Raw genomic sequence first — 20,271 nt, 5'->3', positions numbered from 1 at the left:
ATGCAGAAGCGGCGCGCGGCGGGCGATCAGCGCGCGACGGGGCTGTACCCCAATTCGTACGAGAGCTTGCCCGCGCACTCGCGCAACGCCGTATCGACGGCGCCGTTCCAGCCGCTCTCAAACGCGCCTTCGTGGCCGAGCGCGATCAGCCCGAGCGCCAGTTCCCCGCTCGCGTCGAACACCGGCGTGCAGAATGCGTGAATCGTCGGCAGCAACATGCCTTCCACGCGCGCTGCGCCGTGTGCGCGCACTTCGGCGAGCGTGGCTTCGAGCGCCTCGGCGCTGCGCGGCGTCGCGCCCCACGAGTAGTGCTGCGCATTGTTCAGTTCGCGCTCGATCATCGGCGCGGTCTTGCTGCGCGGCAGGTAGGCTGCAAACAGCAGGCCCGTCGCGGAGCTGAGCATCGGCATGACGTCGCCGAGCTTGAGCGACGCCTTGGCCGGATGGCTCGACTCCATCCAGTGCACGACGGTCGGCCCCTGGTTGCCCCACACGGCGATGCCCACGGTGATGTCGAGCGCGTCGCGCAGTTCGGCCAGCGCGATGCGCGCAAGCTTCACGCCGTCAACGCGTGCGAGACGCGCGAGACCCAGTTGCAATGCGAAACCGCCCAGCTCGTAACGGCCGGACACCGGATCCTGCGCGACCACGCCCAGGCGCAGGAAACTCACGAGATAGCGGTGCGCTTTCGCAGGGCTCATGCCCGCGCGTTGAGCGAGGTCGCGCAGCATCATCGCGCGCGGCTCGCTGGTCAGCACTTCGAGCAGGCGAAACCCCACTTCGATCGACTGGATGCCCGAGCGCAGTTTTTCCTCGCCACCTTCATTCGCGCTGTCGTTTGCGATTTCATTCGCGCTGTCATTCGCGGTTTCAATCGATTCATTGCCATCGTCGATATCGATATTTTCCTCGACTGTGGCATCGGTGGAGCGGGACGACGCGGCGGTGCGGGTGGACGGCGGCATAACGGGCGTTCGGGCCTTGAGGTAGGGAATGGCGCGCCTCCCCTTGGGCCGCGCCGATTCACCATCGTAGAATACATTTCCTCTATCGTCACTCACGCCTCAATCCATGAAACTCGCCACGCTGAAGGACGGCACCCGCGACGGCCAGCTGATCGTCGTTTCCCGCGACCTGCGCAGCGCCGCCATCGCCGACGCGATCGCGCCCACGCTGCAACGCGTGCTCGACGACTGGCGCTTCTACGCGCCGCAACTGCTCGACCTGTACGAAGCACTCAACCAGGGCCGCGCGCGCAATACCTTCAGCTTCGACGCGCGTAACTGCATGGCGCCGCTGCCGCGCGCCTATCAATGGGCCGACGGCTCGGCCTACGTGAACCACGTCGAACTCGTGCGCCGCGCGCGCGGGGCGGAAATGCCGCCCGAGTTCTGGACTGATCCGCTCATGTACCAGGGCGGCAGCGACGACTTCATCGGCCCGACCGACGACATCGTGTGCGGCTCGGAGGCGTTCGGCATCGACTTCGAGGCCGAAGTGGCCGTCATCACGGGCGACGTGCCGATGGGCGCCACCGCCGACGAAGCGCTCAAGGCCGTGCGTCTCGTCGCGCTCGCCAACGACGTGTCGCTGCGCAACCTGATTCCCGCCGAACTCGCCAAGGGCTTCGGCTTCTTCCAGAGCAAGCCGGCGACCTCGTTTTCGCCGGTCGTCGTCACGCCCGACGAGCTTGGCGAGCACTGGCGCGAAGGCCGCGTGCACCTGCCGATGCTGGTCTACTGGAACAACAGGAAAGTAGGCCAGCCCGACGCGGGCACGGACATGGTGTTCCACTTCGGCCAGTTGATCGCGCACGCGGCGAAGACGCGCAATCTGCGCGCGGGCGCGATCGTGGGTTCGGGCACGGTGTCGAACAAGGACGCGAAGCGCGGCTACTGCTGTATCGCCGAAAAGCGCTGCCTCGAAACCATCGAGCATGGCGAGGCGCGCACGGAATTCATGAAGTTCGGCGACAGTGTGAAGATCGAGATGCTCGATCCGGCCGGGCAGTCGATTTTCGGTGCGATCGATCAGGCTGTGGTGGCGCTTTCAGACCAGCAATAAGCGCGGCTGCAACGTCATAGCAGCGCCACAACAACAAGACCGGCTCGAACACCAGGCATAGACGCCAGGCATAAGCACCAGGCATAAGCACCAGGCATAAAACACCAGCCGAAGAGACAGGAGACAGTGCCATGAACGATCCTTTTTACGCCCGTTATCACGCGCTGCGCGTGCGTCGCCACGAACACGGCATCGTCGAGATCGTGATGAGCGGCGAGGGTGCCAACAAGAGCGGCCTCGCCACCGCCGACGCCAACATGCACCGCGAACTCGCCGAGATCTGGCGCGACGTCGACCGTGATCCCGACGCGCGCGTGGCGGTGATCCGCGGCGAGGGCAAGGGCTTTTCGGCGGGCGGCGACCTGGCGCTCGTCGAGGACATGGCGCTGCACTTCGACGTGCGCGCGCGGGTCTGGCGCGAGGCGCGCGACCTCGTCTACAACGTCATCAATTGCAGCAAGCCGATCGTGTCCGCGATGCATGGCCCGGCCGTGGGCGCGGGCCTCGTCGCGGGTCTGCTCGCCGATATCTCGATTGCCGCGAAGACCGCACGCATCATCGACGGCCATACGCGCCTGGGCGTCGCGGCGGGCGACCATGCGGCGATCGTCTGGCCGCTGTTGTGCGGCATGGCGAAGGCGAAGTACTACCTGCTGCTGTGCGAGCCGGTGAGCGGCGAGGAGGCGGAGCGCATCGGCCTCGTGTCGCTGGCCGTCGATGAAACCGATCTGCTGCCGAAGGCCTTCGAAGTGGCGAAGCGTCTGGCAAGCGGTTCGCAGACGGCGGTGCGCTGGACGAAGTACGCGCTCAACAACTGGCTGCGCCAGGCCGGGCCGAACTTCGATACGTCGCTGGCGCTCGAATTCATGGGTTTTTCAGGGCCCGACGTGCGCGAGGGCGTACAGTCCTTGCGCGAGCGGCGCGCGCCGGAGTTTCCGGGCGGCGATCCGTTCTGAATGCGCTTGAAGTACGTAAAGCCAGGCGCGCATCAAGCGTGAAGCGTGACGCGCAAGCGCAGGATCGCGCGCGGTATGATCGAAAAGTAGCGTGTGCGTGCTGTGTTGCTGCGATAGCGCTTGGGTTGCGCTGCATCGCACGCGACACGCCACGCGCCATCCAACACTGATTGCATTGCGAGGGAGATTCGCATGACCGATTCAGCAGGCTCCGTTCCGCCGTTCCCGGGCTTTCCCGGCTTCCCGCCCGCCGAGATGCTCGACCGCATGTGGGGGATGATGCGCCTCACGCCGTTCGGCAGCGCGTTTCCCGGCAGCGAGCCGGGCGCGGCGCAGGGGCTTGGCCCGTCGCTGTCGATGATGTCCGACATGATGACGCCGCTCACCAATATCGAGGAACTCGACAAGCGCGTCACCGATCTGCGCGCCGTCGAGCAATGGCTCAAGCTGAACCTGAACATGTTGCAGTCGGCGATCCAGGCGCTCGAAGTGCAGCGCGCGACGCTGTCGACGCTGCGTGCGTTCGGCGCGTTCGCGCAGGCGCAGATGAGTCCGCCGCCCGCGCACGAAGCGCCGCCGCGCGAGTCTGCCGCGTCGTTTGCGTCGGCACAGTCGGCACGCGATAGCGCACCGGCAGGCGATGCCGAGGCATCCGCCGACGCGCCGCCGCCGGGCTTCGATGCATCGGCGTGGTGGAACCTGCTGCAATCGCAGTTCAACCAGCTTGCGCAGTTCGCGATGGCGCAGCCAGCCGCGGCGGCTCAAGCGGCGCAGGCTGCGGCCGAAGCGGCTGCGGGGGCTGCGGGCGCGGGCGCAGCAAGCGGCGAGTCGGCGGCGCGCGCGAAACCGGCGGCGAAGCGCAGTAGCGGCGGCGCGAGTTCAGGCGCGGCTGCAGGCAAGACGACTGCGCGCAGCGCGAAGAAGGCGCCCGCCCGGTCGGAGTAAAAGCCGGAGCAAAACCCAGGCGCGTCTGGCGCGCCGATAGTGAGCAAGCAGGAGCACGCGGGGAGGTCGGCGACATGCGGCTGGCACTCGTGATGATGGGCGGCGGTGCACGCGCGGCCTACCAGGCCGGCGCGCTGCATGCGCTTGCGCAGCTCGCCGCGCAGGCCGACCCCGCAAGCCACGCGATTCCGTTCACCGTGATCTGCGGCACGTCGGCGGGCGCGATCAATGCCACGTCCATCGCCAGTCACGCCGATCAGTTCCTGAGCGGCGCCCAGCGTCTGGTCGACGTCTGGGCGCAACTGTCCGCCGACCAGGTCTATCGCACCGACTGGCCCGGCGTCGCGGCGGCAGGCGCACGCTGGCTCGGTGCGCTGGCGTTCGGCTGGGCCACCTTCGGCGTGGCTGCGCGGCGTACCCCGCGCACGCTGTTCGACAACGCGCCGCTCGCGCACTTCCTTGGCCGCACGCTCGACTTTCGCCGCATCGACCAGATGCTCGACCGGCGCTTGCTGCATGCGCTGGCGGTGAGTGCGCTCAGCTATTCGTCGGGACGTCATCTCACCTTTTACCAGGCCAGCGAGCCGATCCGCGCGTGGCGTCGCGCGCAGCGCACGGCGCGCATGGTCGAACTCACGCCTGCGCACCTGCTGGCGTCGGCGGCGATTCCTTATGTGTTCCCCGCCGTGCGCCTTGAGCTGGACGGCCACCACGAGTATTTCGGCGATGGCTCGATCCGGCAGATCGCGCCGCTGTCTCCCGCGATCCACTTCGGCGCGCAACGCATCGTCGTGATCGGCGCGAATTCGAACACGAGCGCCAGCACGCCCGAAGCGGCAGCCGGGCCGGAGGTCGCGGCAACTCGCACCGACATCGACGCCTACCCGACGCTCGCGCAAGTGGGCCAACAGGTGCTGGCGAGCGTGTTCCTCGACGCGCTGGGCGCCGATATCGAGCGCATCGAGCACGTCAACCGCATGGTGTTGCACCTGCCGCACACGGTCGAGCCGGAAAGCGGCTGGCGGCACGTCGACGTGCTCGCGATCGGCCCGAGCGAGCGCATCGAGCTGATCGCGGCGCGCCATCTCGGCCAACTGCCGCTATCGGTGCGCATGCTGCTGGGCGCGGTGGGCGGCAATCGCGCGTCGGGCGCGGCATTTGCGAGCTATTTGCTGTTCGAGCGGGGCTTCACGGAAGAACTGATCGAACTGGGTTATCGCGATACGCTAGCGAAAAGCGATGTTCTTTTGATGTGGCTCAAGGAGTCGTCGGAGATGCGTGCGGGCGCGGCGCTGGGCCATCCCCAGGCGCCCCGGAACTGAAAGATCGCCGTGCTATCATCGTGTAAGGTTTTTCCGACCGTCTCGTGGGTGTCTGGTTGTATTTGCGCATGCCGACCGACACCCGAGGCGTTCCCCGTTTGCTTCCGGTCAAACAGAGCCCGCGTGCGTGCATACGTCGCGGCGGCCGGCGGCAGCAGTCGAGAGAGGCGGGGGCGGTGAGGGTGCCATGCTGCGACAATCTGTCGCGGTATGAGCGGGCGACCCTCGCTGGACGGAGCCGTCAGGTTCGCCGCGCGCTACGCGGGCGGGGCGGGCAGACGGCGCGGGCGGCTCCCCGCGGATTTCAGGCAGCCGGGTTCCAGGCATGGTGCAACTACCCAGAACTCATCGCGGCGCCTTCCACACCGGCACGGCGGATTGCCGCTCGACAGGAAGTAATCTGTTTAGCGGGCGTGCAATTGCGTCCAGAGGGCCAGTTACCGCGTAAAATTAAATGCTTTTCGCCCGCCGGACACGTGAGGACACGCGCCGCGGGCAGCACGCTACGAAGTCGTCATGCGCAGAACAGGGGCGGGACTATGAACACGATGCTTTATCCGGAACTTTACAAATCGCTCGAATCAGTCCGTTGGGACATGGAAAAAGACATTCCCTGGGACAAGTTCGACGGCTCGCTCCTGACCGACGAGCAGGCCGCGACCATCAAGATGAACGCGATCACCGAATGGTCGGCGCTGCCGGCCACGGAAATGTTCCTGCGTGACAACCATCATGACAGCGACTTTTCCGCTTTCATGAGCGTCTGGTTCTTCGAAGAGCAGAAGCACTCGCTCGTGTTGATGGAATACCTGCGCCGCTTCAAGCCGGAAATGGTGCCGACCGAAGAAGAACTGCACGCCGTGCGCTTCACGTTCGACCCGGCGCCGCCGCTCGAAACGCTGATGCTGCACTTCTGCGGCGAGATCCGCCTGAACCACTGGTATCGTCGCGCCGCCGAATGGCACACGGAACCGGTCATCAAGGCCATCTACGAAACCATCTCGCGCGACGAAGCCCGTCACGGCGGCGCTTACCTGCGCTATATGAAGAAGGCGCTGAATAACGCGGGCGACGTCGCACGCGCGGCCTTCGCGAAGATTGGCGTGCTGATGGCGTCGGCGCGCCGCACCGAAAAGCCGCTGCACCCGACCAACCTGCACGTGAACCAGGCGCTGTTCCCGCGCGACACGATCCAGTCGCGCCTGCCGGATCCGGAATGGCTTGAGCGCTGGCTCGACGAGCAGATCCGTTTCGACGACGGCTGGGAGAAGAAGGTCGTCGAGCGTATCCTGCACAACCTGTCGATCCTGTTCGAGCGCACCTTCAGCACGGCGCAGGAACTGAACCGCTACCGCAAGGAAGTGGTGCAGCGTCTGCAGGCCGAACAGGGCACGCAGCAGCCGGCCTGAACGGCAGGTTGACCCCGGCGCGCCCATCGCGGCGCGCGACAGAACACAGAGAAAACGGCCCGGCACGCGCAAGCGTCCGGGCCGTTTTGCCGATCCGATTCAACTTCTATTCGAGTTCCATCCGATGCCCGCAACCTTCGAACGCAAGATCACGACCCGCGACGCGCTCGCGCAACTGCGCGCCTCACTGACTGGCCCGGTGGTGTTCACCAACGGCGTCTTCGATATCCTGCATCGCGGCCACGTGACCTATCTCGCCGATGCGAAGGCGCTGGGCGCGACGCTCATCGTCGGCGTGAACAGCGATGCGTCGGTGAAGATGCTCGGCAAGGGCGACGACCGGCCCATCAACAACGAAAACGACCGCATGGCGCTGCTGGCGGCGCTGGAAAGCGTGGACTACGTGGTGCAATTCACGGAGCGCACGCCGATCGAGCTGATCGAGGCCGTGCGTCCGGACATTCTCGTGAAGGGCGGCGACTACGACATGGATGCGCTGCCCGAGTCGGCGCTCGTGCGCGGCTGGGGCGGCAAGGCGCTGGCGATCGCGTTCGAGCACGACCGCTCGACCACGAAGCTGTTGCAGAAGGTGCGCGCGCAACAGGACTGATTGCGGTGCCAGCTGTGCGGCTAATTGCGCGCCTAACTGCGCGGCGGGTTAGTCACGCTGTTTGATGCTTATTGAGTCAGCGTCGTCGACTGGATGGCCGGGTCGGCGACGGGGCCGCCCACGATGGGCACGTCGACCGATTCGGACGGCTTGATCGCTCGCACGCTCAGGCCTTCCGGATGGATCTGCCGGCTCAGTTGTTTGCGATCGAGTGTGCCCGACGCGGGCAGCGGCCCGAAGAATCCGCGAATCGCCCCGAGGGCGCACAGGTTGGCGAGAATCAAAAGGGCGATCAGGCCACGCAGCATCGTAGGAAACTCCGTCGTTATCGTGAATGAGCGAGCGTGCGCAAGGCACGCTCAGGGTTGCGCTACGGATTGTGCCGCGATCAGCGCGAGGCCCGCGAGAACCAGCGCGTCGTGGCGAGTATGCGGCACCTTGAGCGCCGCTGCTGCTTGTGCGGCTGCGCCGCCGCTCACCACCAGCCGCACCGGCATGTCCCACGCCTGCTGCAATTCGGCCCAGGCGCGCTCGACGAGGCCTGCCTGAGCGAGCGCGCAGCCCGCCGCGATCGAGCGTTTCGTGTCGTTTGCAAACAGCGGCGCGGCGTCACGCTCTTGCTTTGCGCTGGCCAGCCCGGACGCATTATGCGCGTCGAGCACGGGCAACTGCGCAGTGTGTTCGCCGAGCGAGCGCATCATCAGCGTCCAGCCCGGCGCAATCAGGCCGCCGACGAAGGTGCCGTCGGCGCGCAACGCTTCCAGTGTGGTGGCCGTGCCGAAGGTCGCGATCAGCAGCGGTTCGTCGGGAAACGCCGCGCGTGCGCCGATCATCCCGGCCCAGCGGTCGCTGCCGAGCGAATCGGGCGTCGTGTACCCGTTGGTCACGCCGCATTGCTGTTGCGCCGAGCGGATCACCGTGCGCGCAAGTCCCGGCCAATGCGCATCGAGTGCGGCGTCGATACGCTGCGCCACGGTTGCGCCCGCCACGTTCGATATCCACGCGCCGCAAGGCATTGGCAGTCCTGACCAATCTGTAAAGTCGCGCCCGCCGTGCGCATCCGGCGCATCGTCGTGATTCGCCGCGCCGGCGTGCAGCCGCGCGCCGTCGGCGGCGACGAGCGCCCACTTGATCCGGCTGTTGCCGGCGTCGATCAGCAGAAACGGAGGCGGCCCGGCGTGTTGCGCGCCGCTCATGCGGCGCCGCCCGCAAGCCTCAGGGAGACGTCGCCGGTCGTGACCGATTCGCGGCCTTTCGCGGTGTCGAGCAGCAACTGGCCGCGCTCGTCCACGCCCACGGCGACGCCGCGCATCAGCTCGGCGCCCTGTTCGTAGAGCGCGACTTCGCGGCCCGCATAGGCGTGGCACGCGTTCCAGCGCGCCTGGAACGGCGCGAAGCCGTTCGCGCCGAAGCGTTCGAGCGCGCCTTCGAGCGCGTTGAGTTCGGCGGCCAGCACATCGGTGAGATTGGCGCCGGGCCACACGCGCGAGAGCGCCGTGGGCGTCGTGCCCGGCACCGGTGCGGCTTGCTGGGCAGCGGCGTCGGCATTGAGCGCCTGCACCTTCTGCGCGAGCGCGTCCGCGCCGCGCACATTCGTCCCGATGCCGATCACCACCGCCGATGCGTCCGGCGTGCTCCACGCGCTTTCCACGAGGATCCCCACCAGTTTGTCGCCTTCGAGCAGGACGTCGTTCGGCCATTTCAGCGCGATCTGGCCGGGCGCGGCCACGGGCAGCGTGCGCAGGCCGTCCACGAGCGCCGATCCGATCGCGAGACTCAAGCCCGCCAGTCCTTCGAGCGGACGCGGCAGCACGCAGGCGAGCGAGAACAGCAGCGCGTCGCCGGGCTGCGCGACCCAGCTGCGGCCACGCCGGCCACGGCCAGCGGTCTGCAGGTACGCGACGCGCACGATCGGGCGCGCGAGCGCGTCGGCGCGATGCGGCAGCGCCTTGAGGCGCGCCATCAGGTCGGCGTTGGTCGAGCCGGTTTCCTCGACGATTTCGATGGGCCAGTCGTGCGCGGCCGGGCCGAACAGCGTCACCGCGCGTTCGCGGTCGATGCGCCAGTCGTCGGCGCGCGGAGTCTCGGGGGACGTGGGGGTAGCGTTCATGGTGCGTATTGTAGTGGCTCGCCTGCGCTCCGACGGCGGCAGTCGGCACACAGTCGATGGCGATGGGGACGGGCGGATCGAGGCCCGTCTGGCGACCGAAATCTGCTTATTTTTTATGCAATTCACAGCCGATCCACAAGCGGCCAACAGGATATCCACAGAATCGTCCACAAGAGGCCATTCGGGGATGTCGACAAATCCCACTGGCCGGCTAATCGTTCCACATCGCACCCACAGCCTGCCAACAGGTCATCCACAGAATTGTCCACAGCCGTGCGTGCGAGATCGATGAGCGATCTGGGTGCGCTCGCGTGGGTGCGCGTCCGTACCGCCGAAACAGGGCGCGTTCGCTACAATGACTGATCATTCCTCCCCGCCCGAGCGCCCCGCCTTGACTCAAGAAACGCCGCCCGGCCTCGACATCGCGGCCGGCAACCAGGGAAAAATCGTGCGCCTGTCCGGCCAGTGGACGGCGCTTGCGCTCGCGCGCGACCGCGAGCAGGGCGGCGCGGTGCGGAGGCTGCGCGCGCTCGCCGGCGAGCGCATCGGCCAATGGGATCTGTCGGAGGTCGAGCGCATGGATCACGTGGGCGGCCAGGCGCTCTGGCGCTTCTGGGGGCACAAGCTGCCCGCCGACCTCGTGGCGCTCTCGGATACCCAGCGCGACATCTTCGAGCGCATCGCGCTGCTCGATTCGGTGCGCGAGCCGGTTGAACGCGTGGTGCGCGTCGATCCCATCACGCGGCTCGGTCTCGGCATCTTCTCGTTCTGGGATCATCTGTACGGCGGCATCGCGATGCTCGGCCGGGTGATGCTCGACCTGCTCTTCATCCTGCGCAAACCGAAGGCCACGCCGTGGGTCGAGATTTCGGCGAACGTCTATAACGCCGGGGCGCGCGCGCTGCCGATCACGGCGATGGTGGCGTTCCTCATCGGCATCGTGCTGTCGTATCTCTCGGCGCAACAATTGCGGCTCTTTGGCGCGAACCAGTTCATCGTCAACATCCTGGGCCTCGCGGTGATCCGCGAACTCGGGCCGGTGCTCGCGGCGATTCTCGTGGCGGGCCGCTCCGGCTCGGCGATCACGGCGCAGATCGGCGTGATGCGCGTGACGGAAGAACTCGACGCCATGCGCGTGATGGGCATTTCGCACGGGCTGCGGCTGATCCTGCCGCGCGTGATCGCGCTGGGCGTGGCCATGCCGCTGCTGGTGATCTGGACGGACATCATCGCCCTGCTCGGCGGCGCGCTTGCGGCCAAGGCCGTGCTTGGCATCGATATGTCATGGTTCATCCGTTCGCTGCCGAGCGTGGTGCCGATCGCGAATCTCTGGATCGGTCTCGGCAAGGGCGTGGCGTTCGGCATGCTGGTGGGCATTGTCGGCTGCCACTTCGGCTTTCGGATCAAGGCGAATTCGCAGAGTCTCGGCGAAGGCACGACCACCTCGGTCGTGACCTCGATCACGATCGTGATCCTCGCCGACGCCGTGTTCGCGATCCTGTTCCAGAACGTGGGGCTGTCATGAGTACGTCAGGCACGCTGAGCACGATCAAGACGACCGGCACGATGAGCACGCCGCTGCAGAGCGCCGTCGAAGACCTGCCGCTGCCCGCCATCGGCGAGCCGATCATCGAGGTGCGCAACCTCACCAAGCGCTACGGGCGCAACATCGTCCATCAGCACCTGAACCTCGATATCCGGCGCGGCGAGATCGTCACCATCGTGGGCGGCTCGGGCGCGGGCAAGACGACGCTCGTGCGGCAGATTCTCGGGCTGGAGCGGCCCACTTCCGGCACGATCAAGATGTTCGGCGAAGACATTTCGCAGATCGATCCGGAGCGTGCGCGCCTCATGCGCACGCGCACCGGCATGCTGTTCCAGCATGGCGCGCTGTTTTCGTCGCTGTCGGTGTTCGACAACATCGCGCAGCCGGTGCGCGAACTGGGCAAGGTGCCGCCCGATCTGCTGCGCGACATCGTGATGCTCAAGCTGGAGATGGTGGGGCTGCCGTGCAAGCACGCCTCCAAGATGCCGGCGGCGCTCTCGGGCGGCATGGTCAAGCGCGTGGGCCTTGCGCGCGCGATCGTGCTGGAGCCGGAGCTGCTGTTTCTCGATGAACCGACGGCGGGTCTCGATCCGCGCTCGTCCGACGAAGTGGTGGAGCTGATCAGCACGCTGCACCGGGCGCTGGGCCTGACCGTCGTGCTCATCACGCACGATCTGGACGCGATGGTCGCGCTGTCCACGCGCGTGGCCGTGCTGGCCGAGCGCAAGGTGTTGGTGGCCGCGCCCGTGGAAGAGGCCGCCTGCGTGGACGATCCGTTCATCCGGGAATACTTTCTGGGCATGCGCGGACGGCGCGCGTTGCAGGCGCTGCCGCCCGAGCGGCGCGCGAAGCTGCCGCCCGCCGCGCTCGCGCCGGCATCGGTGGGCGTGAAGCCATGTTGAACAAGCTGAATCAGTTGGAGCGGCTTGCCGCAACGGTCGTCAAAACAAACGTCAAAACGGCCGTCAACGAGGAAATCTGACGATGGAAAACAAACCGCATGCGTTCTGGGCCGGTCTATTCACGATCGGTCTGCTGGCTGCGATCGCGCTCGCGGTCTTCTTCTTCAGCGCCGATCACAAGGTGCGCGTGCCCTACGACCTGATCTCGCACAGCAGCGTGACCGGGCTGTATCCGGACGCGGCCGTGCGCTATCGCGGCATCGACGTGGGCAAGGTGCAGTCGATCCAGTTCGACGCGAAGCATCCGGGCCAGATCCGCATTCGCGTGCTGATCGACCAGAAGGCGCCGATGACGCGCTCGACCTTCGGCACGCTCGCGCTCCAGGGCGTGACGGGCATTGCGTTCGTGCAGCTCGACGACAACAACCTCGATCTGTCGCCGTTGCCGACGTCGGACAAGCAGGTCGCCGAGATTCCGCTGCGCCCCGGCCTGCTCGACCAGCTCCAGCGGCGCGGCGACGCGCTGCTGCGCAAGCTCGACAGCATCGCGAGCGACGTCGACCAGATGCTCAGCGAAGACAATCGCAAGCAGATCATGAACACCGTCGCGACGATGCAGCAGGCCGCGAGCAGCGTGAACGTGCTCGCCCAGCAGTTGCAGCCGACCACGCAGCGCCTGCCCGGCGCAGTCGAAGACCTGCAAAAGACGCTCAAATCGACCAACCAGCTCATCACGATGGTCAATCGCCCCGACGGCCCGTTCCAGATGAACCTGAACAAGGCCGGCACGGCGGCGCAGCAGGCGGGCCAGGCGCTGACGTCGATGAACGAATCGATCCAGGAGCTTTCGGCGCGAGTGGGCTACGACACGCTGCCGCGCGTCGATTCGCTGACCGACGATGTGCGTTCCGCGATGCGTTCGGTTGACCGCGCGGCGGGCACGTTCACGACCAGCCCGCGCAGCCTGCTGTTCGGCGGCGCACCGCTGCCCGAGCCGGGGCCGGGCGAGCCGGGCTTCTCGTGGCCCGCGGGCACGGCAGGGAAATAGGGCCGCAAGCCGTTGTGGCGCTTTGAGGATTTCGTGGCGGCGGCGCGAACTGTCGCGCTGCAACATGGTCGGAGTACCTTCGACGTGCACGTAATACACGCCACGCGCGCCACTCGCGCCGCAGACGCCACACACGCATCAGCTCAGCAGTAATCCGCAGCACACAGAAGGAATCGCCATGTCACGCCAAGCCACTTCGTTACGCCCGCTTTTCGGCCTTTGCCGCGCCTTGCTGGCCGCGCTCGCCGTCGGCACGCTGGTCGCGGCGTGCGCCGGCAACCAGGCCGCGCTCTCGGACATCCGCTACGACCTCGGGCCGCTGGAGGCGCAGCCCGCGCCCCCGTCGCTCCCGCCGCTCAAGATCCTCGAAGTGAGCGCGCCGCCCACGCTCGATCACGACGGCATCCTCTATCGCATCGGCGACGCCCAGCGCGAAGGCCGCTACGCCAACAGCCGCTGGACGATGTCGCCTGCGCGCCTGCTCACGCAGCGACTGCGCACCACGTTGTCCTCGCGTGCGACGGTGCTGTCCGGCGCCGATTCCGTGCCCGCGCCCATGCTCAAGATCGAGCTGACCGAGTTCGAACAGGTGTTCGACAACTCGACGTCGAGCTCCGGTGTGCTGGCCGCGCGTGCGACGCTCATGCAGGGCGGCAAGGTGATCGCGCAGCGCTCGTTCATCGCGCGCGCGCCTGCCAGCTCGCCCGACGCGGCAGGCGGCGCAGCGGCACTGCGCGCGGCCAGCGACGATTTCGCGGGCCAGATCGGCGCATGGCTGAGCGTGCAGGCGTTCGCCGGTACGCCTTGACGTTGGCGGCGAGTTAATTGCGAGTTGGCCGCGCCCGCCAGATGCGGCGAATGCCGTGAGCGGCGGGCGGCGGCAAGAGCAGTGAAATGAGCGGCGACAGCGCTTCGACCCCCCCTCCACCCGATATTTCCCCGAGCGGCGATCGCGAAACCCGCGCGCCCGAGGCGCTGCCGCGCCACGCCTCCATCCTTTCGCGCCAGTCGTTCGCGCTCTACGCCGCGCTGATCGTCTACGGCTCCTGGTATCCCTTCAGCGGCTGGCGCTCGCTCGGCCTGAGTCCGTTCGCGTACCTCGGCGATCCGTTTCCGCGTTACTGGACGGTTTTCGACGTCGTCACCAACGTGCTCGGCTATATGCCGTTCGGCGCGCTGGCCGTGCTCGCGTTGTGGCCGCGCTTTCGTGGACTGCTGGCGGTCGTGATCGCCACGCTCGGCGGCACGCTGCTCTCCAGCGTGATGGAAGCGGTGCAGACGTATCTGCCCACGCGCGTGGCGTCGAATCTCGATCTCGCGACTAACGCGCTCGGTGCGCTGCTGGGCGCGGCGCTGGCCGCTCCGCTCACGGGCGCGCTGCTGGAGCGCGGCTTTCTGCGACGGTTGCGCTTTCGCTGGTTTGAGCGCGATGCGGGCGCGCTGATGGTGCTGGCCGCGCTCTGGCCGTTCGCGACCATGTTTCCCGCACCGCGATTGTTCGGCATGGGCGACTGGCCGCGCGCGATCTGGCAGCGTTTCGATGCGTCGATGCAGGACGCCGTGCTGGCCTGGACGCCCGCCGCCTGGCATCTGCGCGCCTTGCCCGACGCGCTGGCCGCGCGCCTGCCCGACAGCGACTGGGAAGCGCTCGTGACGACGCTGAACCTGTTCGGCGCAGCGGCCTTCGCATCGCTGCCGATGCGCGCCCGTGCGCCGCGCGCGAGACTGATCGTGGTGCTGCTGGCGACCACGCTGGTGGTGAAAGCGGGCGCGACCTTCCTGCAATCGCAAAGCGGCCTGCTGTTCGACTGGGCGACGCCCGGCGCGCTCGCGGGCCTCGTCTGGGGCACGCTGGCCGCGTTTCTGGCGCTGCGTCTGCCGCGCACGGCGCGCGCGGCGGCGGCCACGGTCGCGCTGGCGGTCGCGCTCGTGCTCGTGAACCTGTTGCCGGTGAATCCCTATTTCGACGTGGTGCTGGCCGACTGGCGTCAGGGCCGCTACCTGCATTTCAACGGCCTCGCGCGCTGGCTGGCATGGAGCTGGCCGTGGGCGGCGCTCGGCTGGACGGCGTTTTCACTGGAGCGCGCATGGCTCGCGCGGCGCGCCCGCACGCGGCAGGCGCGCGACTTGCAGCGTCCGCGCTGAGTCCGCTCCTGGTTCTCGCCGAGTCCACTCCGGGCCGCGAACGATCGCGCCGCGCTCGTTATAATCGACCGCACTCCTATCTCTGACAGGCAGTCGCAGCATCGCGCGCCACGTCGCCAATCCGCGGCGCGGGCGCGATCGACTTTGCGGCTGAACCCGTCCCCCCACTGGTACCCACGCCATGACCGACTCCTTCTACAAGCACCATGTGTTCTTCTGCCTGAACCAGCGCGATCCCGGCGCCGAGCGTCCGAGCTGCGCAAGCTGCAACGCCCAGTCGATGCAGGAATACGCCAAGAAGCGCGTCAAGCAACTGGGCCTCGCGGGCCCCGGCCAGGTGCGCATCAACAAGGCGGGCTGCCTCGACCGCTGCGAGGAAGGCCCGGTGCTCGTGGTGTATCCGGAAGGCACCTGGTACACCTATATCGACGAAAGCGACATCGACGAGATCGTCGTCTCGCATCTGCAGAACGGCCAGCCGGTCGAGCGCCTGATGATCGATCGCAAGGATGTCTGACCGTCTGACGGTCTGATCGATCCACGTCGCGCGATGCGCAAAACGTCAAACCCAACCGCAGAACGATGAACGCACAAACCGAGAAGTTTCATATCGACGGCCCCGTCGGCAAGATCGAATGCGCGCTCGACCGGCCCGACGCCGGCGCGCCCGTGCGCGGCATTGCACTGGTCGCGCATCCTCACCCGCTCTTTGGCGGCACGATGGACAACAAGGTCGCGCAGACGCTTGCGCGCACGCTCGTGCAACTTGGCTACGTGGTCTACCGCTCGAATTTTCGCGGCGTGGGCACGACGGAGGGCACGCACGACAACGGCATCGGCGAGCAGGACGATCTGCTCGAACTGCTCCAGTACATGCGCGCGCAGCCGGGGCAGGGCGACGCGCCGCTCGTGCTCGCGGGCTTTTCGTTTGGCACCTTCGTGCTCTCGCATGTCGCGAAGCGCTATCAGGAAGCGGGCGGCGAAATCGAGCGCATGGTGTTCGTCGGCACTGCGGCGAGCCGCTGGGAAGTCGCACCGGTGCGCGAGGACACGCTCGTGGTTCATGGCGAGCTCGACGACACGGTGCCGATTCTCTCGGTGTACGAATGGGCGCGTCCGCAGGAGCTGCCCGTCGTTGTGATTCCGGGGGCAGAACATTTCCTGCACCGCAAGCTGCACGTGCTCAAACGCATCATCGTCGACGCCTGGCGCTGAGCATCGAATCGCTTCGAGAAAAACGAACGCACAAACGAACGCACAAGCGAACGCGCGCCCGTTGCAAGGCGCGCGTTTGCCGCGCGAAGGCGGTCGTCAGAAATACTTGAGAAAAAGTTGAGAAGCACGCCGAAAAAATCGCGCGGAAAATTCGCGACGCGTGAAAAATGCACGACAGGTACGCAGAATCGAAAGGCATCTACAAAAATCGCCCCTACGTGACGCGTATAATGAGCGCTCTTTTTGCGGCAGCCGCGCCCGTTGGGACTGAGTCCTGGCGTGCGAGCGAGGCGCCGCAATCCGGCTCACCCGACTGTGCGCCGCATGGCGCGCAACGTTCGTCCTGACCCCAATCCCGTCCGACCTGAACCTATGCGTTTTCTCTCCAACGGCCAGCAGTCCTCCTTCGTTTCCCCTTCCATTGTTCGCACCATCACGCTCGGCGCCACGCTGCTCGCGAGCGCATCGGCCTTCGCGCAGGTGCCGCCGCCCGCAGTGAACGCACGTTCGTGGGTGCTCGTCGATGCAACCGCCAACCAGGTGCTCGCATCGGGCAACGCTGACGAGCGCGTCGAACCCGCATCGCTGACCAAGCTGATGACGGCGTACCTCACGTTCGAGGCGCTGCAGACCAAGAAGATCTCGATGGAGCAGATCGTCACGCCGAGCGAAGCCGTGCGCCGCGTGAAGACCGACGAGTCGCGCATGTTCATCGAGGCGAACAAGCCCGTGTCCGTGCACGATCTCGTCTACGGCATGATCATCCAGTCGGGCAACGACGCGGCGATCGCGCTGGCCGAACTCGTCGGCGGCAGCGAGTCGAACTTCGTCAACATGATGAACGCCGAAGCGCAGAAGCTCGGCATGGCGCACACGCATTTCGCCGACGTAAACGGCATGCCCGACCCGAATCACTACACGACGGCGGGCGACCTCGCCACGCTGTCGGCGCGCCTGATTCGCGACTACCCCGAGTACTACAGCATCTTCTCGGTCAAGGAATTCAAGTACAACAACATCAAGCAGCCGAACCGCAATCGCCTGCTGTGGATCGACCCGACGGTCGACGGCCTGAAGACCGGTCACACGCAAGCCGCGGGCTACTGCCTGATCGCATCGGCCAAGCGCCCGATGGCGGGCGGCGGCGATCGCCGTCTGGTCTCGGTGATGATGGGCGAGCAGAAGGAGCACGACCGGGTGCAGGACAGCCTGAAGATGCTCAACTACGGCTATAGCGCCTACGACACCACGCGCATCTACGGCGCCAACCAGGCGGTCGCGACGCCGCGCGTCTACAAGGGTGCGGCGGACAGCGTGAAGGTCGGCGTGAAGAAGGATCAGTTCGTGACGCTGCCGAAGGGCGCCGCCGACAAGGCCAAGCCGCAGATCGAAGTCACCAGCCCGCTGATCGCACCGCTCGCGGACGGCCAGCAGGTCGGCACGGCGAAGTTCGTCGGCGCGGACGGCAAGGTGCTCGCGCAGTTCCCGCTGGTGGCGCTGCAGGCCGTGCCGCAAGCCGGCATCGTCGGCCGCGTGTGGGATTCGCTGATGCTCATGTTCAACAAGAAGAAGTAATAGAACGGGGCGACGCCATGTCCTCGACTTCGACCGCGGTTGCAACTTCAACGCACGAGGCCGCCGAGCCCGTCGTCTGGCTCAACGGCGAACTGACGCCGCTTTCCGAAGCGCGCGTGCCGGTGCTCGACCGCGGCTTCATTTTCGGCGACGGGATTTACGAAGTCGTGCCCGTGTATGTGCTCGAAGCCGGGGACGCGGGCGATCAACGCGAGCAGGTGCGCGTGCCGTTTCGCATTGCGCAGCATCTTGCGCGGCTCGCACGCTCGCTCGACAAGGTGGGCATCGCCAATCCGTTCGATGAAGCGGGCTGGCGTGCGCTGATCGCGCGCGTAATCGAGGCGAACGAAGCGGCGGGCGCGCTCGCGCGCAACGCCCACGCAAATGTCTACGTGCAGGTGACGCGCGGCGTCGCGAAGCGCGGCCATGCGTTTCCGGCCGGCATCACGCCCACTGTCTTCGTGATGGTCAACCCGCTCGTCATGCCCGGCGACGCGCAGCGCGCGGCGGGCGTGGCCTGCGTGACGGCGGAAGACCGCCGCTGGCTGAACTGCGACATCAAGGCGACGTCGCTGCTCGGCAATGTGCTGATGGCGCAGAACGCCGTCGAGCATGGCGTATTCGAGACGATCCAGCTGCGCGACGGCTGGGTGACCGAGGCGTCGTCGTCGAATGTGTGGATCGTGAAGGACGGCGTGCTGTATGCACCGCCGCGTAGCAGCAAGATCCTCGAAGGCATCCGTTACGGGCTGATCGAGGAGCTGGCGCAGGACTGCGGCCTGCGCTTCGAGGCGCGCGAGATCGACGAAGCGGCGCTGCGCAGTGCCGACGAACTGCTGGTATCCTCGGCGACCAAAGAAATTTTGCCCGTTGTCACGCTCGATGGCGCGGCCGTGGGCAACGGCAAAACAGGGCCGGTTTATGCCGCGCTCTACGAGGCTTATCAGCGTGCGAAGGCACGCGAGGCGCGTGAGGTGTTGCAGGCGCTGCACACGACGCGTGCCACGCTACAGGAAGTGGAAAAATGACTGCATCACAGAACAGCCCCGCCGTGATCGGCGCGGGCATGGAAGCCAAGGAATCGCTGATCGAATTCCCCTGCGATTTCCCCATCAAGGTGATGGGCAAGACGCATCCGGAATTCGAATCGACCATGATCGCGGTGCTGCGCGAATTCGACGGCGGCTTCGACGAGTCGACCATCGAAAAGCGCCCGTCGAGCGGCGGCAACTATACCGGCCTTACGGTGACGGTGCGGACGACGAGCCAGGCTCACCTGGACGATATCTACCGCGCGCTCACCGGTCATCCGATGGTGAAGATCGTGCTGTAACGAAGACGGGCGCTTTGGGCGCCGGATCGTGAAAAAGGCTGCCTCAAGGGCAGCCTTTTTCATTTGTACGCCGATTTGTGCGCGGGCTCTTAAACCGCATCGCCTTCGCTGGCACGCAACGCGGCGGCGGCCGCCGTCATCAGCGGGCCGGCTTCGCAGGCGTCTTCGTAAAGTCGCCGGAAGCGCGCGACTTCATCGAATACCCACGCGCGGAACGCCTGCACGCGCTCGGTCTGCAAACGCTGCGGCGTGCAGATGAGGTAATAGCGCCACGGGCTGGGGCCGTCGATGTCCTTGAAAAGGCGCACGAGCCGCCCGCGCGTGATCTCGTGCATCGCGAGCGAGCGTCGCACGAGCGCGATGCCCTGGCCGTCCATGGCCGCTTGCAGCAGGTTCGACGAATCCTGGTAGAGCACGCCGCGCTTCGGCTCGGGCATGTCCTGCATGCCGGCGGCGTCGAACCACGGTCGCCAGAGTTCGTCGTCGGAGCGCAGCAGCGGGAGTTTCGCCATTTCGCGCGGGTCGTCGGGCAGCTTGCCGTCGCGGAAATCGGGCGAACAGGCGGGGAAGAAGATCTCGTCGAGCAGCAGTTCGGCGTGCAGGCCCGGATAGTGGCCGTAGCCGAAGCGGATCGCCACGTCCACGTCGTCGCGCGCGAAATCGGTGAGCTGGTTGGTGGACTGAAGCTCGACGTCCCACTGCGGATGGGCTTCGATAAAGCGGCCGATGCGTGGCGTGACCCAGCGCGCCGCGAACGACGACAGCATCGACACGACCAGCCGCCGGTCGCGGTCGCCCGCGCGGATTTCCTGGGTGGCGTGCGCGAGCTGGTTGAGCGCGTCGCGCACCTGGCTGGCGTAGCGGCGGCCCGTGTCGGTCACGCGCACGCGTTTGCCGTCGCGCGCGAACAGCGACACGCCGAGGTCGGCTTCCAGCGCGCGAATCTGGTGGCTCACCGCGCCGTGGGTGACGAAGAGCTCGTCGGCGGCGCGCGAAAAGCTTTCGTGGCGCGCGGCGGCTTCGAAGGCCTTGAGGGCGTTGAGCGCCGGTAGTGTGCGCAAGTCCATCGTACTTTTTCTCACATAGCCGTG

Annotated in this window: 21 protein-coding genes; 16 read left to right on the top strand and 5 right to left on the bottom strand. The window is 66.6% G+C overall.

Annotated elements, in window-relative coordinates:
- Positions 1–26: 26 nt before the first annotated feature.
- Positions 27–965: an IclR family transcriptional regulator gene (locus BBA01S_RS06750; protein ID WP_027815764.1), complete on the bottom strand. Its 939-nt coding sequence runs from the start codon at positions 963–965 to the stop codon at positions 27–29.
- Between the two features lie 106 nt (positions 966–1,071).
- Between BBA01S_RS06750 and BBA01S_RS06745 the strand changes: the two genes are divergently transcribed.
- From BBA01S_RS06745 to rfaE2, 6 genes are all read left to right on the top strand, one after another.
- Positions 1,072–2,064, top strand: coding sequence for a fumarylacetoacetate hydrolase family protein (locus tag BBA01S_RS06745; RefSeq protein WP_027815763.1), 993 nt, complete (start codon positions 1,072–1,074; stop codon positions 2,062–2,064).
- A gap of 131 nt (positions 2,065–2,195) precedes the next feature.
- Complete coding sequence (locus BBA01S_RS06740) at positions 2,196–3,020, top strand: enoyl-CoA hydratase/isomerase family protein (RefSeq protein WP_027815762.1); 825 nt, start codon at positions 2,196–2,198, stop codon at positions 3,018–3,020.
- A gap of 192 nt (positions 3,021–3,212) precedes the next feature.
- On the top strand, positions 3,213–3,965 hold the full coding sequence (locus tag BBA01S_RS06730) for a PhaM family polyhydroxyalkanoate granule multifunctional regulatory protein (RefSeq protein WP_027815761.1): 753 nt from the start codon (positions 3,213–3,215) through the stop codon (positions 3,963–3,965).
- A gap of 74 nt (positions 3,966–4,039) precedes the next feature.
- Positions 4,040–5,287, top strand: coding sequence for a patatin-like phospholipase family protein (locus tag BBA01S_RS40315; RefSeq protein WP_042296270.1), 1,248 nt, complete (start codon positions 4,040–4,042; stop codon positions 5,285–5,287).
- A 539-nt stretch (positions 5,288–5,826) separates the two neighbouring features.
- Positions 5,827–6,696: a ferritin family protein gene (locus BBA01S_RS06720; protein WP_027815760.1), complete on the top strand. Its 870-nt coding sequence runs from the start codon at positions 5,827–5,829 to the stop codon at positions 6,694–6,696.
- A gap of 124 nt (positions 6,697–6,820) precedes the next feature.
- Complete coding sequence (gene rfaE2 / locus BBA01S_RS06715; RefSeq protein ID WP_027815759.1) at positions 6,821–7,306, top strand: D-glycero-beta-D-manno-heptose 1-phosphate adenylyltransferase; 486 nt, start codon at positions 6,821–6,823, stop codon at positions 7,304–7,306.
- Between the two features lie 68 nt (positions 7,307–7,374).
- On the opposite strand, the gene BBA01S_RS06710 is transcribed toward rfaE2, so the two are convergent.
- Genes BBA01S_RS06710 through BBA01S_RS06700 form a run of 3 tightly spaced genes read right to left on the bottom strand, consistent with a single transcriptional unit; the run spans position 7,375 to position 9,416 of the window.
- The gene (locus tag BBA01S_RS06710; protein WP_027815758.1) at positions 7,375–7,614 is read right to left on the bottom strand and encodes a hypothetical protein; all 240 of its coding nucleotides are present in this window, start codon (positions 7,612–7,614) and stop codon (positions 7,375–7,377) included.
- A gap of 51 nt (positions 7,615–7,665) precedes the next feature.
- Positions 7,666–8,502: a type III pantothenate kinase gene (locus BBA01S_RS06705; protein ID WP_042296267.1), complete on the bottom strand. Its 837-nt coding sequence runs from the start codon at positions 8,500–8,502 to the stop codon at positions 7,666–7,668.
- Positions 8,499–9,416, bottom strand: a complete 918-nt coding sequence (locus BBA01S_RS06700) for a biotin--[acetyl-CoA-carboxylase] ligase (protein WP_027815756.1) — start codon at positions 9,414–9,416, stop codon at positions 8,499–8,501. The genes BBA01S_RS06705 and BBA01S_RS06700 overlap by 4 nt, the downstream gene beginning before the upstream one ends.
- A gap of 391 nt (positions 9,417–9,807) precedes the next feature.
- Between BBA01S_RS06700 and BBA01S_RS06695 the strand changes: the two genes are divergently transcribed.
- The 10 genes from BBA01S_RS06695 (at position 9,808) to BBA01S_RS06645 (ending at position 19,180) form a co-directional block, all read left to right on the top strand.
- Positions 9,808–10,941 (top strand): MlaE family ABC transporter permease, encoded by a 1,134-nt coding sequence (locus BBA01S_RS06695; protein WP_027815755.1) that lies wholly within the window; start codon positions 9,808–9,810, stop codon positions 10,939–10,941.
- Positions 10,938–11,864, top strand: a complete 927-nt coding sequence (locus BBA01S_RS06690; protein WP_407668293.1) for an ABC transporter ATP-binding protein — start codon at positions 10,938–10,940, stop codon at positions 11,862–11,864. The genes BBA01S_RS06695 and BBA01S_RS06690 overlap by 4 nt, the downstream gene beginning before the upstream one ends.
- Positions 11,865–11,946: 82 nt before the next feature.
- Positions 11,947–12,912 carry an MlaD family protein gene (locus BBA01S_RS06680; RefSeq protein WP_027815753.1) on the top strand — a complete coding sequence of 322 codons (966 nt, stop codon included), beginning with the start codon at positions 11,947–11,949 and terminating at the stop codon, positions 12,910–12,912.
- Positions 12,913–13,090: 178 nt separating this feature from the next.
- Positions 13,091–13,720, top strand: coding sequence for an ABC-type transport auxiliary lipoprotein family protein (locus tag BBA01S_RS06675; protein ID WP_027815752.1), 630 nt, complete (start codon positions 13,091–13,093; stop codon positions 13,718–13,720).
- 86 nt (positions 13,721–13,806) lie between these two features.
- On the top strand, positions 13,807–15,057 hold the full coding sequence (locus BBA01S_RS06670) for a VanZ family protein (protein WP_084161907.1): 1,251 nt from the start codon (positions 13,807–13,809) through the stop codon (positions 15,055–15,057).
- 181 nt (positions 15,058–15,238) lie between these two features.
- Entirely contained in the window at positions 15,239–15,574 is a 336-nt protein-coding gene (locus BBA01S_RS06665; protein ID WP_027815750.1) for a (2Fe-2S) ferredoxin domain-containing protein, read from the top strand.
- Between the two features lie 65 nt (positions 15,575–15,639).
- Positions 15,640–16,272, top strand: a complete 633-nt coding sequence (locus BBA01S_RS06660; RefSeq protein ID WP_027815749.1) for an alpha/beta hydrolase — start codon at positions 15,640–15,642, stop codon at positions 16,270–16,272.
- Positions 16,273–16,644: 372 nt separating this feature from the next.
- A complete protein-coding gene (locus BBA01S_RS06655; RefSeq protein WP_027815748.1) occupies positions 16,645–17,847 on the top strand; it encodes a D-alanyl-D-alanine carboxypeptidase family protein in 1,203 nt (400 codons plus the stop codon).
- A 17-nt stretch (positions 17,848–17,864) separates the two neighbouring features.
- The gene (locus BBA01S_RS40310; protein WP_042296261.1) at positions 17,865–18,875 is read left to right on the top strand and encodes a D-amino acid aminotransferase; all 1,011 of its coding nucleotides are present in this window, start codon (positions 17,865–17,867) and stop codon (positions 18,873–18,875) included.
- Positions 18,872–19,180 (top strand): DUF493 family protein, encoded by a 309-nt coding sequence (locus BBA01S_RS06645; RefSeq protein WP_084161904.1) that lies wholly within the window; start codon positions 18,872–18,874, stop codon positions 19,178–19,180. Before BBA01S_RS40310 ends, BBA01S_RS06645 begins: the two co-directional genes overlap by 4 nt.
- Before the next feature lie 89 nt (positions 19,181–19,269).
- Here BBA01S_RS06645 and BBA01S_RS06640 read toward each other — a convergent pair whose 3' ends face one another.
- Positions 19,270–20,247: a transcriptional regulator GcvA gene (locus BBA01S_RS06640; protein WP_027815746.1), complete on the bottom strand. Its 978-nt coding sequence runs from the start codon at positions 20,245–20,247 to the stop codon at positions 19,270–19,272.
- Between the last annotated feature and the right edge of the window lie 24 nt (positions 20,248–20,271).

It is taken from the genome of Paraburkholderia bannensis NBRC 103871, from assembly GCF_000685015.1.
Taxonomy (GTDB): Bacteria; Pseudomonadota; Gammaproteobacteria; order Burkholderiales; family Burkholderiaceae; genus Paraburkholderia; species Paraburkholderia bannensis.
The sequence above is the reverse complement of the archived record's forward strand: the minus strand, read 5'-3'. Positions and strand labels throughout refer to the sequence as shown.

Bases quoted from the DNA above. Each gene is read 5' to 3' on its own strand.
- rfaE2 (WP_027815759.1), top strand. From the start codon at position 6,821: ATGCCCGCAACCTTCGAACGCAAGATCACGACCCGCGACGCGCTCGCG.
- BBA01S_RS06730 (WP_027815761.1), top strand. From the start codon at position 3,213: ATGACCGATTCAGCAGGCTCCGTTCCGCCGTTCCCGGGCTTTCCCGGC.
- BBA01S_RS06720 (WP_027815760.1), top strand. From the start codon at position 5,827: ATGAACACGATGCTTTATCCGGAACTTTACAAATCGCTCGAATCAGTC.
- BBA01S_RS06690 (WP_407668293.1), top strand. From the start codon at position 10,938: ATGAGTACGTCAGGCACGCTGAGCACGATCAAGACGACCGGCACGATG.
- BBA01S_RS06745 (WP_027815763.1), top strand. From the start codon at position 1,072: ATGAAACTCGCCACGCTGAAGGACGGCACCCGCGACGGCCAGCTGATC.
- BBA01S_RS06640 (WP_027815746.1), bottom strand. From the start codon at position 20,247: ATGGACTTGCGCACACTACCGGCGCTCAACGCCCTCAAGGCCTTCGAA.
- BBA01S_RS06710 (WP_027815758.1), bottom strand. From the start codon at position 7,614: ATGCTGCGTGGCCTGATCGCCCTTTTGATTCTCGCCAACCTGTGCGCC.
- BBA01S_RS06740 (WP_027815762.1), top strand. From the start codon at position 2,196: ATGAACGATCCTTTTTACGCCCGTTATCACGCGCTGCGCGTGCGTCGC.
- BBA01S_RS06675 (WP_027815752.1), top strand. From the start codon at position 13,091: ATGTCACGCCAAGCCACTTCGTTACGCCCGCTTTTCGGCCTTTGCCGC.
- BBA01S_RS06645 (WP_084161904.1), top strand. From the start codon at position 18,872: ATGACTGCATCACAGAACAGCCCCGCCGTGATCGGCGCGGGCATGGAA.
- BBA01S_RS06705 (WP_042296267.1), bottom strand. From the start codon at position 8,502: ATGAGCGGCGCGCAACACGCCGGGCCGCCTCCGTTTCTGCTGATCGAC.
- BBA01S_RS06665 (WP_027815750.1), top strand. From the start codon at position 15,239: ATGACCGACTCCTTCTACAAGCACCATGTGTTCTTCTGCCTGAACCAG.
- BBA01S_RS06750 (WP_027815764.1), bottom strand. From the start codon at position 965: ATGCCGCCGTCCACCCGCACCGCCGCGTCGTCCCGCTCCACCGATGCC.
- BBA01S_RS40315 (WP_042296270.1), top strand. From the start codon at position 4,040: ATGCGGCTGGCACTCGTGATGATGGGCGGCGGTGCACGCGCGGCCTAC.
- BBA01S_RS06655 (WP_027815748.1), top strand. From the start codon at position 16,645: ATGCGTTTTCTCTCCAACGGCCAGCAGTCCTCCTTCGTTTCCCCTTCC.
- BBA01S_RS06680 (WP_027815753.1), top strand. From the start codon at position 11,947: ATGGAAAACAAACCGCATGCGTTCTGGGCCGGTCTATTCACGATCGGT.
- BBA01S_RS40310 (WP_042296261.1), top strand. From the start codon at position 17,865: ATGTCCTCGACTTCGACCGCGGTTGCAACTTCAACGCACGAGGCCGCC.
- BBA01S_RS06660 (WP_027815749.1), top strand. From the start codon at position 15,640: ATGAACGCACAAACCGAGAAGTTTCATATCGACGGCCCCGTCGGCAAG.
- BBA01S_RS06670 (WP_084161907.1), top strand. From the start codon at position 13,807: ATGAGCGGCGACAGCGCTTCGACCCCCCCTCCACCCGATATTTCCCCG.
- BBA01S_RS06700 (WP_027815756.1), bottom strand. From the start codon at position 9,416: ATGAACGCTACCCCCACGTCCCCCGAGACTCCGCGCGCCGACGACTGG.